Origin of the sequence: Motilibacter deserti, assembly GCF_011250635.1 — a bacterium.
GTDB lineage: Bacteria > Actinomycetota > Actinomycetes > Motilibacterales > Motilibacteraceae > Motilibacter_A > Motilibacter_A deserti.
Genome location: NZ_JAANNP010000054.1, coordinates 1 through 12,101 on the forward strand (window position 1 = coordinate 1; position 12,101 = coordinate 12,101).

10 protein-coding genes are annotated in these 12,101 nt (G+C 71.4%); 5 read left to right on the forward strand and 5 right to left on the reverse strand.

What is annotated here, in order from left to right:
- Positions 1–35: 35 nt before the first annotated feature.
- Complete coding sequence (locus tag G9H71_RS18470) at positions 36–560, forward strand: cysteine dioxygenase (protein WP_166284264.1); 525 nt, start codon at positions 36–38, stop codon at positions 558–560.
- Complete coding sequence (locus tag G9H71_RS18475; RefSeq protein WP_166284265.1) at positions 557–970, forward strand: rhodanese-like domain-containing protein; 414 nt, start codon at positions 557–559, stop codon at positions 968–970. The genes G9H71_RS18470 and G9H71_RS18475 overlap by 4 nt, the downstream gene beginning before the upstream one ends.
- On the opposite strand, the gene G9H71_RS18480 is transcribed toward G9H71_RS18475, so the two are convergent.
- Positions 967–1,488, reverse strand: a complete 522-nt coding sequence (locus G9H71_RS18480; RefSeq protein WP_166284266.1) for a hypothetical protein — start codon at positions 1,486–1,488, stop codon at positions 967–969. The genes G9H71_RS18475 and G9H71_RS18480 overlap by 4 nt on opposite strands.
- Before the next feature lie 278 nt (positions 1,489–1,766).
- Between G9H71_RS18480 and G9H71_RS18485 the strand changes: the two genes are divergently transcribed.
- The 3 genes from G9H71_RS18485 to G9H71_RS18495 all read left to right on the forward strand — a co-directional run bounded on the left by G9H71_RS18485 (position 1,767) and on the right by G9H71_RS18495 (position 8,284).
- A complete protein-coding gene (locus G9H71_RS18485) occupies positions 1,767–2,858 on the forward strand; it encodes a LysR family transcriptional regulator (RefSeq protein WP_166284267.1) in 1,092 nt (363 codons plus the stop codon).
- A gap of 619 nt (positions 2,859–3,477) precedes the next feature.
- Positions 3,478–6,816 carry a PQQ-dependent sugar dehydrogenase gene (locus G9H71_RS18490; protein ID WP_331273101.1) on the forward strand — a complete coding sequence of 1,113 codons (3,339 nt, stop codon included), beginning with the start codon at positions 3,478–3,480 and terminating at the stop codon, positions 6,814–6,816.
- Between the two features lie 109 nt (positions 6,817–6,925).
- Positions 6,926–8,284 (forward strand): sugar phosphate isomerase/epimerase family protein, encoded by a 1,359-nt coding sequence (locus tag G9H71_RS18495; RefSeq protein ID WP_166284269.1) that lies wholly within the window; start codon positions 6,926–6,928, stop codon positions 8,282–8,284.
- 225 nt (positions 8,285–8,509) lie between these two features.
- Here the strand turns inward: G9H71_RS18495 and G9H71_RS18500 are convergent, their stop codons facing one another.
- From G9H71_RS18500 to G9H71_RS18515, 4 genes are read right to left on the reverse strand one after another with little or no spacing between them, the layout of a single operon-like run.
- Positions 8,510–9,484, reverse strand: coding sequence for a sulfotransferase family protein (locus tag G9H71_RS18500; RefSeq protein WP_166284270.1), 975 nt, complete (start codon positions 9,482–9,484; stop codon positions 8,510–8,512).
- Between the two features lie 34 nt (positions 9,485–9,518).
- Positions 9,519–10,370: a MetQ/NlpA family ABC transporter substrate-binding protein gene (locus tag G9H71_RS18505; RefSeq protein ID WP_166284271.1), complete on the reverse strand. Its 852-nt coding sequence runs from the start codon at positions 10,368–10,370 to the stop codon at positions 9,519–9,521.
- A 27-nt stretch (positions 10,371–10,397) separates the two neighbouring features.
- Positions 10,398–11,072, reverse strand: a complete 675-nt coding sequence (locus tag G9H71_RS18510) for a methionine ABC transporter permease (RefSeq protein WP_166284272.1) — start codon at positions 11,070–11,072, stop codon at positions 10,398–10,400.
- Positions 11,069–12,052 (reverse strand): methionine ABC transporter ATP-binding protein, encoded by a 984-nt coding sequence (locus tag G9H71_RS18515; protein ID WP_166284273.1) that lies wholly within the window; start codon positions 12,050–12,052, stop codon positions 11,069–11,071. Before G9H71_RS18515 ends, G9H71_RS18510 begins: the two co-directional genes overlap by 4 nt.
- Positions 12,053–12,101 lie beyond the last annotated feature (49 nt).

Below are 12,101 nucleotides of genomic sequence, written 5' to 3' on the forward strand. Positions count from 1 at the left end.
CCGCTCGCCCGCCTTCCCCCGACAGGACGTGCCTCGTGCCCACCACCCCCACCACCCCCGCCCCTCTCTCCCCCGCGCCCCGCACGGCGCACACCCGCCTTCCCGCTCGCCACGACCTCGGGCTGCTCGCCCTGGCGGTCAGCGACGACATCGCCTGGCGGCGCACCGTCCGGTTCGACCCGGCCGAGCGCTGGTTCACCCGCGTCGCGGCGACCAGCTCGTACGAGGCCTGGCTGCTCAGCTGGCTGCCCGGCCAGGGCACCGGCCCGCACGACCACGGCGGCAGCGCCGGCGCCTTCCTCGTGCTCCAGGGCGAGCTGGAGGAGGCCGGCTACGCCACGACACCGGGGCGCTCGACCGCGACCGCCACCCGCCGGCTCGGCACGGGCTCCGTACGCAGGTTCGGCGCCCAGCACGTGCACGATGTGCGGGCGGTCGGCGACGTGCCCGCGGTCAGCCTGCACGTCTACGCCCCGGCGCTCACCCGGATGACCCGCTACGCCTGGGACGGCGACCGCCTCGTCGTCCGCGCCACCGAGGCCGCCGGAGCGGACTGGTGACCGCCCCCGACACCGTTCGCAGCATCGAGGACATCCTCGCCGGCGCCCGCGCCCGGCTCGACCGGCTGCATCCGTACGAGGTCGTTGACGAGCTGCGCTCCGGCGCGGTGCTCGTCGACATCCGCCCTGCGGCCCAGCGGGCGGCCGAGGGCGAGGTGCCCGGGGCGCTGATCGTGGAGCGCAACGTGCTCGAGTGGCGCTTCGACCCCGCGAGCACCGCCCGGCTTCCCGTCGCGAGCTACGGCCTGCGGGTGATCGTCCTCTGCTCCGAGGGCTATACCTCGAGCCTGGCGGCCGCCAGCCTGCACGACCTCGGGGTGACGAGGGCGACGGACGTCATCGGTGGCTTCCGGGCGTGGGCCGCGGCCGGGCTACCGGCGAGCGGCCCGCTCGCGATCGCCCGCATCTAGGCCACCGGGCCGCGCGCCCGGACCCGCTCGACCTCCTCCATCGCGGCCCGCAGCTCGGCGAGCCAGTCGTCGGTGTGCCGGCCCACGAGCCGGACGCACCACGCGAGGGCGTCGGCGCGGGACCGGGCCACTCCCGCGTCGACGAGGGTGTCCAGCACCAGCCGCTCCGGCTGGCGCAGCCGCGTCATGACGGGGATCGAGAGGTTGGTGAAGACGTAGTCGCCCTCGCCGCACTCCACACCCCAGGCCACCTTCCGCCCGAAGCGGTGCTCGGCCTCGCGGGCGATCTCCATCCGGCGCTCCCGCGTCTCCTCGCGGAAGCGCTTCGCCCGCCCGGCCGAGGCCGCCTGCCGCTCCGCCACGGAAGCCCCCTCGGCGACCGCGGGCGCGGAGATCGTGCCGACGACGAGGACTTCCTCCCGGTCGACGGTGACGCGGGCAGGGCCCTCGAACCAGTCCTGCGGCAGCCGCCCGGCGAACCAGCCGCGCAGCTGCTCCTCGAGATCTCGGTACGTCATGAACCGAGGATTACTTGCTTACAACTCGACCGCCATCCCCGTTCGCCCACGGCGGAGGCGGGCGTCACCGCGAACCTAAGAGGTTGCTTAAAGCCACTTGACCGCCCCTAGCCCCGCCCGTAGCGTCCTGCTGCTGCAAGTGGAAGCCTCAGGCATCCACTCGGTAGTCGGACCCGCGTGTCGGCACTCCAGCCGTCGCCGGCCCGGCTTCCGGACGCCGTCCGGCGCTCGCCCGGCAGGCTTCAACTCTCCGCCAGCGTCGGCAAGGAGGCCGAGACGTGAGCTTCCCTCCCCCTGTCGGACCGGGCGGCACCGCCGGACCCGCGACACGGTCGGGCTCGTCCGTCCCGTCGACGGCGCCGAGCCCGTCGGCACGGTCGACGCTGCCGGCTCCGAGCCCACGGCTGACCCTGACCCGGCTGCGGGTGTTCCTCGCGGTCGTGGACACCGGGTCCATCCCGGCCGCGGCGCGCGCACTACAGGTGACCGAGATGTCGGTCCGCAACAACCTCCACGAGCTCGAGAGCAGCGTCGGGTGCAAGGCGCTCCTGGCCAAGGCGGCCGGCGCGCTGGTGCCCACCGGCCACGGCGAGCACGTCGCCTCGGTCGCCCGGTCGATGCTCGCCCAGGCCGCGCAGCTGTCGCGGCCCGAGCGGCTGCGCCCGGTCGTCGCGTTCTCCCCCGCGCAGGCACAGTGGGTGGTCGACGCCCTCCGAGCCTGCGGGAGCCTCGACGAGGTCGAGCTGCGCGTCCTTCCGGGTTCGCAGGACGGGGGCGAGCGAGCCACTCCGTCCCTTGCGGCCGAGCTGCTCACCGGGGCGGTCGACCTGCTCGTCTCCCCGCTCGAGGAGCCGCTGGGCGAGGACCTGCCGCTGCAGACAGAGGCCCTCTACCGCTCCCAGCTCCTCGCGCTCGTCAGCCCACCGGCGAAGGTCGCGACCCTGCGCGAGCTGAGCGAAGACCGGATCCTGGCCCTGCCGAACGGGTGGGCCGCGCCGATGCTTCGGGCCGCCGCCCAGGTCGAGGCCGTGCCGCTCACCGTGGACACCACGAGCCCGGACCCGCACGCTCTCGTCGTCCTCGCCGAGGCGGGGCTGGGCACCGCGGTCCTCCCGGCCGACGTCGCCCTCCTGGTCGCCCCGCACCCGGCGACCGGGTCTTGGGCGCCGATCCTGCACCGCGGCCGCCTGCTCGACAGCCCCGTCTGCCTCCTGAGCCGACGCGATGCCTCGCGCCGCATGGAGCGCGTACGCAGCAGCCTGCGCGCCGCGGCGGCTTCCCGCGCCCTCGCACCGGGAATGCCGGCGAGCGTTGCCGCCGATGTCGCCACGGGTACGGGTTCTCCCCCAATAGCCACGTCCGCCCGCTGATTCCCCGCCGCCTGCCGGCGACAACCCGCCCGGAGCATTTCTCACGCCCGCGGCGTGCAATACGCCGCACTCTCTCGGACAATTCCGGGACGGGCAGTCGCCCGTCATTTACCGCGCACCGGCGAGAATAGTCAGGCGGCGAGCGGGGCGGGCATTCCGCCTGCCTTGAACACCTCGCGTCCTCGGACGCCTCCACTCCCCCAACACGTGCGTACGGCGTGTCGCGGTCACATCTGCAACGCGTCGCGGGATCGAGCGTCCCCTGCCTACAAAGGCCTCGTTGACTCGCGCCAAACTTTTGCTGGTCACGGGCGGATAACGCCGTCGTCCGGCAGAAGTTTCTCCTTGACGAGGGCTTACCCGGAAACTACGTTGCACTTGCGCGGCAACAGCCCCAGGGCCGCCCGCGACGTTCGTCCGACTTCCCCGGCGAAGGGCCGGCAGAGCATTTCTTCTGTCTCCGATCGGCGCGTCACTCGGCGCTGACGATCGCAGCGAAGAAGACACGGGCCATGCGCCCTCCTGCCCTCGCCCGACCGGCGTCGGACGTCGGCCTCAGACCCCAGCAGCAGCGAGGAGTTCCCACGCAATGAAGCGAAGTCGGCTTCGTCTGCTCTCCGTGCCCCTGGCGCTCGCCATCCCGGCGACGGCGCTCGCGGCAGCGGTGGCGCCCGTGGCTTCGGCCGCGGACCCGGACCCGTTGGACTGGAACAACTACGAGAAGGTCACGCTCAGCAAGGACGTCGGTGAGCCGATCGACCTCGCCGTCCTGCCGGACAAGCGGGTACTGCACACGGCGCGCAACGGCGACCTCCGGCTGACCGACTCGACCACGGGCGTCACGAAGATCGTCAACCACCTTGACGTCTACAACAACTCCGAGGACGGCCTGCAGACCGTCTCGATCGACCCCGGCTTCGCGACCAACAAGTGGGTCTACCTCTACTACGCCCCGCGGGTCATGAGCGGCACCGCGCAGAACGGCAAGCCCTACCCGACCACGACGCCGACGGGCAGTGCGCCGAACACCCTGCCGGCGGGCGCGGACGAGTCGTACTGGCAGCAGTGGCTGGGCTACAACCAGCTCTCGCGCTTCAAGTGGAACGACGCGACCGGGTCGCTGGACCTGGCCAGCGAGCAGGTCATCATCAAGGTCGAGTGGAACCGCGGCCAGTGCTGCCACAACGCCGGCGACGTCGGCTGGGACGCGGCGGGCAACCTGTTCCTCTCGGTCGGCGACAACACGGCCGCCAGCGCCCCGGGCGCCAACGGCATGGCGCCCAACGTCGCAGTGCCGAACGGCAACCCCGGCAACGACGACCGCCGCGGCGCCGGCAACTCCAACGACCTGCGCGGCTCGATCCTGCGCATCAAGGTCGCCGAGGACGGCAGCTACTCGATCCCGGAGGGCAACCTCTGGCCGGTCGGCACGGCGAAGACGCGCCCGGAGATCTTCGTCAAGGGCGTGCGCAACCCGTTCCGCATGGACGTCGACCCGGTGACCGGCACCGTCAACTGGGGCGACTACGGCCCCGACGCCGGCGCACCGATCGCGGGCCGCGGCCCGATGGGCTTCGTCGAGTGGAACATCACGGGTGTCAACCGCCCGCTGCACTCCGGCTGGCCGTACTGCACCGGCAACAACTTCAACTACAACGAGTACAACTACGCCACGAACACCTCGGGCGCGGACTTCGACTGCGGCGCTGGCGCGGTCAACAACTCGCCGTGGAACACCGGCCTGCAGCAGCTGCCGCCATCAACGCCCGCGACATCGTGGTACGGCGACCGGGTGGGCGACCAGCCGGCCGAGTTCGACGGCTTCGTCAACTTCGGCACGGGCACCGCCCAGTCGCCCATGGGTGGCCCGGTCTACCACTACGACGCCGCGAACCCGGCGACGACGAAGCTCCCCGCCTACTGGGACAGCAAGGTCTTCTTCTCCGAGTTCCAGCAGGACTACGCCGCGGCGCTGTCGGTCGACTACGCCAACTACAAGCTCACCAAGCTCGAGGACTTCATGCCCAACGGCAAGGTGACCTCTACCGCCGCCCCGGCGTGGGACGGGACGATGGACATGGAGTTCGGGCCTGACGGCTCGCTCTACGTCCTGGACTACGGCACGAGCTACTTCCGCGCCAACCCGCAGGCCGGCCTCTACCGCGTCGACTTCGCCCCCGGCGACAAGTCGCCGCAGGCCTCCTTCACCACCCAGCCGAACTCCAGCAGCTCCGCGCCGCTGACGGTCGCCTTCAACGCTGCCGGCTCGGTCGACCCGGAGCGGACCGCGTTGAAGTACGAGTGGGACTTCAACAACGACGGCGTGTTCGACGCGACCGGCGTGACGGCGTCCTACACCTACACGCAGGTCGGCGCCTACACCGCTCGGCTCCGCGTCACCGACGCCTCCGGCAAGACCGGCGTCACGTCGCGCGGGATCTCCGTCGGCAACCAGGCTCCCAGCCTTACGCTCTCCACCCCCAACGGCGGCTTCTTCGACTGGGGTCAGGCGGTCCCGTGGGCCGTCACGACCAGTGACCCGGAGGAGGGCACGGCGACGGTCTGCTCCCGCGTCGCGATGACCTTCGGCCTCGGCCACAACACCCACGCGCACCCGCTCACCACGGCGACCGGCTGCGCCGGCGCCTGGGCGACGCCGGTCGACGCGCCGCAGCACGGCGTGACGGAGAACATCTTCGGCGTCGTCGTGGCGCAGTACACCGACGCGGGTGCCGCGGGCGTCCCGGCAGCGACGAGCGACCTCGGCATCGAGATCAACTCGAAGCTGCAGCAGGCCGAGTGGTTCGACTCCCAGTCCGGCGTCGAGGTCACGTTCGACCAGGACGCGGGTGGCCTCAACAAGGTGACCTCGTTCGACGCCGGCGACTGGGTCGCCTGGGACCCGGTGAACTTCACGAACATCACCGGCGCGCAGGTCAAGGCCTCCGGCACCGGCACGCTGTCCTTCCGCTGGGGCTCGGCTGACGCGGCGCCGTTCGCCACCGCCGCGATCAACGGCACCGACTGGCAGACGGTGAACCTCGCGCTCACCGGCACGTCGCTGCCGGCCGGCACCGGCAAGCTGGTCGTCACCTCCACCGGTGGCGTGGTCTTCGACCAGGTCCAGTTCCTCGGCAACGGCATCGCCGACGTGACCGCGCCGACGGTGACGGCGACGACCACGCCGGCGGCGCCGCAGGGCACCAACGGCTGGTACACCTCGGGCAACGTGACGGTCAACGTCGCCGCCACGGACAACGGCACGGTCTCGACCCGGCAGTACCGGACGGTCACCGCCGCCAACCAGTGCAACGCCGACGGCGCCACCTGGACCAACCTGCCCACCAACGGCAATGTCACGGTGAGCCTCGAGGGCACGACCGTCGTCTGCTGGCGGGTCACGGACAACGGCGGCAACGTCGCGACCGGCAACACGACGGTCCGCATCGACCGCACCGCTCCTGCCGTCAGCCTGGCCGGCGTCACCAACGGGTCGATCGCCGACTCGGCGTACCTCACCGTGGGCGGCACGGACTCGGCCTCCGGCTTCCTCTCGGCCTCCGCCATCACGGTGGACGGCAAGAGCTACGGCGCGGGCCAGCCGATCGACCTGTCCACCCTGGCCCCCGGCAGCCACACGCTGGTCGCCACGGTCAAGGACGTCGCCGGCAACACCGCGACGCAGACGGTCACGTTCACCACGACGGTGTCGTTCGACAGCATCAACGCCCTCCTCGACCGCTACGTGGCGGCGAGGACGATCTCGGCGAGCGCGGCCGCCAGCCTGCGCGACCGCCTGGACGGCGCGCAGACCCGCGTCGAGCGCGGCCAGACCTCCTCGGCGGTGAGCTACCTGAACCAGTTCATCGCCAAGGCCGACAGCCAGGTCAAGCAGAAGGTCGCGCACGACATCCTCGTCCGCGACGCCCGGGCGCTCATCGCCTCGCTCGAGGGCTGAGCAAGCGCACCGACAGCACGACGGCCGGCCCGGCGAGTTCCTCGCCGGGCCGGCCTCCCCGGGCCCTCGTCGGCCCAACGCCACATCTGCGTGTCAGAGGAGAATCGTCATGAGCAAGCTCAACCGCCGAGGGTTCCTCGGCCTGGCCGGCGCCTCCGCCGTCGGCGTCGCGGCCTCGCCGCTGCTCGGCATCAGCCCTGCGAACGCCGCCCTGGACGTCTCGGCGCCCGACACCCCGCTGGAGAACCTCGGCCTCCAGCTCTACACCGTGCGCGACAAGATCACCTCCCTCGGCTTCGCCGTGGTGTTCGAGGAGCTGGCGCGCATCGGCTACAAGGAGGTCGAGTTCGCGGGCTACACCCAGTCCACGAACATCCTGGGCCGCCAGATCACGATCGCCGAGATCAGGAAGGCGCTCGACGACAACGGCCTCAAGGCGATCGGCTCGCACATCGGCGCCGCGGCGCTCGTCGACCCCGCGCAGCGCGACGCGTCGTTCCAGGCCGCGGTCGACCTGGGCATGCCCTACGTCGGCACCGCGAACGACTTCTGGGGTGCGAGCAGCACCCCGAGCTCCACGAACACGCTCGGCATCTACGGCACCGCGCGCACCATTTCGGACCTGCAGCGGGGCGTCGACTCGCTCAACAAGGCCGCGGTCGTCGCCCGCGAGATGTTCGGCCTCAAGGGCATCTACCAGCACAACCACCAGAACGAGTTCGGCTTCGCGACGGACAACAGCGCCGTCCGCCGCTACGACGTCTGGAGCGCGGGCCTGGACGACAGCACCGGCGCCTTCCTGGAGATGGACATCGCGTGGGCCTTCAAGGGCGCGCGCACGTTCCCCGGCCCGACGGCCGCCACCCCCGGGCGCCACGAGGCCTCCTACCTGGGTGGCTTCGACCCCGCCGACTACGTGGTGGCCAACCCCAACCGCTACAAGCTCTTCCACACCAAGGACGCCGTCCCCACGGCCCTCACGGCCAACACGATCCCGGGCGACCTCACCCCGGTCGAGTTCGGCACCGGCATCGTCCCGTTCCGCGCCTTCTTCGCGAAGGTGGGCGCCCGCGCCGCGGCGACCGGTGTCTACGAGCAGGACACGGCCACCAACGCCGGCGTCCCCGGTGGGTCGCTCGGCGCGGCCGCCCGCTCGTACGACGGCATGTACTACGTCCGCACTCTGACCTGGCTGGACGAGCTCTACGCCCTCGTCGGGCGCTACGTCACGGCGGGCCGCGTCAAGGCCGCCGTGGGTGATGACCTGCAGGGCCGCCTCGGCAACGCCATCAAGCGCTACGAGGGCGGCCACGAGGAGTCCACGATCGGCTACCTCGGCCAGTTCGTCGCGAAGGTCAACAACCAGGTCAAGGGTGACGACGCCGCCAAGGCGCAGCTGCTCACCGTCGCCAACTCGATCCTGGGCTGGCTGCAGACCTCCGAGGACAAGGAGAACGGCGTCATCTGACGTCGCTCCGCAGCTCGGCGGACTGTCGTGCGAAAGGGGCCTCGGCGCGCATGCGCCGAGGCCCCTTCCTCTTGGCCGTGCACCCCGGCCTGTGCGTAGGGCCTCTGCCTGGCACGGCGATCGCCGTCCCACACCGCCAACCCCCTCGACGGGACGCTGGACGGCACGAGCGGGCGGACGTACCGGCAGTCCGACGGCTCCGCGCTGACCGCGGGGTGAGGAAGCTCAGGCGCTGGCGGGACGCTGCCGAGCGCGGAACTCCCCACGCCCTTCGTCACCCAGCCAGTCCGCGAACGACTGGCCGGTGAGCTCCTCGAGCTCGCGGATGTCGTCGACCAGCGGGGCGAGCACCTCGCGCCGCTGGTCGACGCCGAGCCGCGGCCGGGCCGTCCCCCGCGAGTGCAGCGCCCTGAGGAGGGGCACCGACGCGGCCCGCCATACCCGGGGCGGGAAGTACGCCCCAGCGGCGGCGCCGGCCCGGACGAGCTTCGCGAGCGCGAGGTTGCGCCGCGTCGCGGGCACGAAGGGACGGACGTTCTCCGGCGGCGCGCTGACCGCGTGGCCGTGCTCGACGCCGAGGAACGAGCAGACGGTGTCGAGCGTCTGCTGCGGCTCGTCGACGAGCTGGCGGTAGCGCAGCACGAGCACCTGCTCCCGGGGGAACAGGGAGTAGAGGTGGCGCAGCTGCTCGCCGTAGCGGCCGAGCCGGCGGTAGTGCCAGAACGGCGCCCACCCGTCGGCGACGCGGGCGTCCTCGGCCCGGCAGGCCTGCACGAAGTCCCCGATCGGCTCCAGCCCGTCGGACCAGAGGTGCATCCAGTTCGAGTAGGCCCGGTCGACCGGGTCGCGGACGACGGCGATCAGCTTGGCGTCCGGCACCGCGGCGCGCAGGCGTTCCTGCGCGCCGCGGTCGTACAGGTAGAACGGTGTGCTCTCCCCGAGGAGCGCGCCGGCCGGGGCATCGGCGAAGAGCGCTTCGTAGTCGCCCCGCCTCCACACCCACTCCCGGGCGCTGTGAGCGTCGCCGGGGCCGCGCTGCCCCTGCTGCCCCGGGCGGGCCGGAGGCTCGTCGGCACAGAGGAAGTACTTCGGCTCCTTGACCTTGGACAGGTAGAGGCCGGGGTGCGGCACCAGCGCCGCGTGCAGCGCCGTCGTGCCGGCCTTGGGCGCGCCAACGAGGAAGAAGTCCGGAAGCGCCATGGCAGTCCTTCGGTCGGCGCGCCGCAGCGGCAGGTCAGAACGCGGGCAGGACCTCACCCGACGGCCACTTGGTCTCGATGAACTCCTTGACCTGCGGCGAGTGCAGGAGCTCGTCGAGCTTGACCAGGGCGGGGCTGGCCTTGTCCTCGGTGCGGACGGCGAGGAAGTTCGAGTAGGGGTTGCCCTCGCCGCTCTCGATGAGCAGCGAGTCCTCGGCCGGGTTGAGCCCCGCCTCGAGCGCGTAGTTGCCGTTGATGATGGCCAGGTCGAAGTCGTCCAGCGTGCGCGGCAGCTGCTCGGGGTCGGTCTCGACGAACTCCAGGTCCTTGGTGTTGGATTCGATGTCGAAGATCGTCGGGTCCTTGTCCCCGGTGTCCTTCAGCGTGATGACGCCGGCCTTGACGAGCAGGTCGAGCGCGCGCGCCTGGTTCGAGGGGTCGTTGGTGATCCCGATCTTCCCCTTCTGGGGGAGCTCGGCGACGTCCTTGATCTTCTTCGAGTACGCGGCGTACGGCTCGATGTGCACGCCCTCGAAGTGGTCGAAGTCGTAGCCCTGCGACTCCTCCTGCGACTCGAGGTAGGGCAGGTGCTGGAAGTAGTTGCCGTCCAGGTCGCCCTCCGAGAGCGCGACGTTCGGCTGGATGTAGTCGGTGTACTCGACGACGTCGAGGTTCAGGCCGGCGTCCTTGGCCAGGTTGTCCTGCACGAAGCGCAGGATGTCGGCGTGCGGGACGGGGCTGGCACCGATCTTGAGCGTCACCGGGCTGGCCGCTGCGGGCGTCTGCTGCGCGGCAGGCGCGGCGTCCTCCGAGTCGTCCCCGCCGCACGCGGCGAGCAGCGCCATCGCCGACAGTGCCGCCGCCAACGTCGTCAGGGTCTTGCGCATCTGTGGTTCTCCTTCAGGAATCGAATTTCAGCGGTGGTCGAGCCGTCGGACGAGGAAGTCGCCGACGAGCTGCACGACCTGGACGATCAGGATGAGGACGATCACGGTCACGACCATGACGTCGGTCATGTAGCGGTTGTAGCCGTAGCTCACGGCGAGAAAGCCGAGCCCGCCTCCGCCGACGGAGCCGGCCATCGCGGAGTACGAGATCAGGGCCACGGTGGTGACGGTGAGGCCGGAGACGATGCTGGGCAGCGCCTCGGGCACGAGCACCTTGCTGACGATCTGCAGGCGGCTCGAGCCCATGACACGGGCTGCCTCGACCTTGCCCGGGCTCACCTCGCGCACCGAGGTCTCCACGAGGCGCGCGAAGAACGGCACCGCCCCGACGGTGAGCGGGACGATCACGGCCTTGGGGCCGATGTTGGTGCCGACGATCAGCTTGGTGAACGGGATGATCGCGATCAGCAGGATCAGGAACGGCAGTGACCGCCCGATGTTCACCACCAGCCCCAGCACCCGGTTGACGACGGCGTTGGGGGCGAGGCCGCCGCGGGCGGTCGCGTGCAGCACGAGGCCGAGCGGCAGCCCGAGGATCGCAGTGAGGACGGTGCTCCAGCCGACCATCTGGAAGGTCTCCAGCGTGGCCTCGGGCAGCCGTTCCTGGATGACCGGCGAGTCGAAGACGTCGAACATGCTCATCGCACGACCTCCGCGGCGACGCCGTTGCCGGCGAGGAACTCCAGGATCTGGGGCATGGGCGCCCCGGGGCCGAAGCCCAGCCGCATCCGCCCGTACTGCCTGCCGCGGTGGGTCTCCACCGTGGCGGCCACGATGCGGGCGTCGACGTCGAAGCGACGGGCGAGCTGGCTGAGCAGCTCGGTGCCCTTGGCGTCCCCGGAGAAGGTGATGTCGACGACGTCCTCGGCGTGGGCGTCGGACGCCGCGGTGACGAGCGGGAGCAGGTCGTGGGCCAGCTCGGACTCCGGCGCGGTGAGCGCCTCGGCGACCGGCCCCTGCTGGACGATGCGCCCGTCGTGCAGCCGGGAGACGCTGTCGCACGCCTCCTTGACCACGGCCGGCTCGTGCGTGATCAGGATGACGGTCACTCCCAGGCGGTCCCGGACGTCGCGGATCAGCTGCAGGATCGAGTGGGTCGTGCGGGCGTCGAGCGCGGACGTCGGCTCGTCGCAGAGCAGGACGGACGGCTCCGCCGCCAGCGCACGGGCGATGCCGATCCGCTGGCGCTGCCCCCCGGACAGCTGGGAGGGGTACGCCGCCCCGCGGTCCCCCAGGCCCACGAGCTCGAGCAGCTCGGCGACCCGCTCCTTGCGGCGCTCGCGCGGCACCCGGGCGAGCTCGAGCGGGTGGGCCACGTTCTGCGCCGCCGTGCGGTTGTCCAGCAGGTTCACGTTCTGGAAGACCATGCCGATGCTGCGCCGGGCGGTGCGCAGCTCGCGCTCCCCCAGTGCGGTCAGCTCCTTGCCGTCCACGGTCACCGAGCCGGAGGTGGGCCGCTCGACCACGGTCAGGCAGCGCACGAGCGTGCTCTTGCCGGCGCCGCTGGGGCCGACCACGCCATGGATCTCGCCGCGCGGTATGTGCAGGCTGACACCTCGCAGAGCCGGGATCTCCCGGCTGCCCAGCCGGTAGACCTTGCGCAGGTCCTGGACCGTGATCACTTCTTCTCCGCCATTGCCCCGTCGTATCACGCAGTCGCCAGCGCCCCGG

Excerpts from the sequence above, each read along its gene's own strand:
- G9H71_RS18480 (WP_166284266.1), bottom strand. The coding sequence starts at position 1,488 with ATGACGTACCGAGATCTCGAGGAGCAGCTGCGCGGCTGGTTCGCCGGG.
- G9H71_RS18495 (WP_166284269.1), top strand. The coding sequence starts at position 6,926 with ATGAGCAAGCTCAACCGCCGAGGGTTCCTCGGCCTGGCCGGCGCCTCC.
- G9H71_RS18500 (WP_166284270.1), bottom strand. The coding sequence starts at position 9,484 with ATGGCGCTTCCGGACTTCTTCCTCGTTGGCGCGCCCAAGGCCGGCACG.
- G9H71_RS18505 (WP_166284271.1), bottom strand. The coding sequence starts at position 10,370 with ATGCGCAAGACCCTGACGACGTTGGCGGCGGCACTGTCGGCGATGGCG.
- G9H71_RS18510 (WP_166284272.1), bottom strand. The coding sequence starts at position 11,072 with ATGAGCATGTTCGACGTCTTCGACTCGCCGGTCATCCAGGAACGGCTG.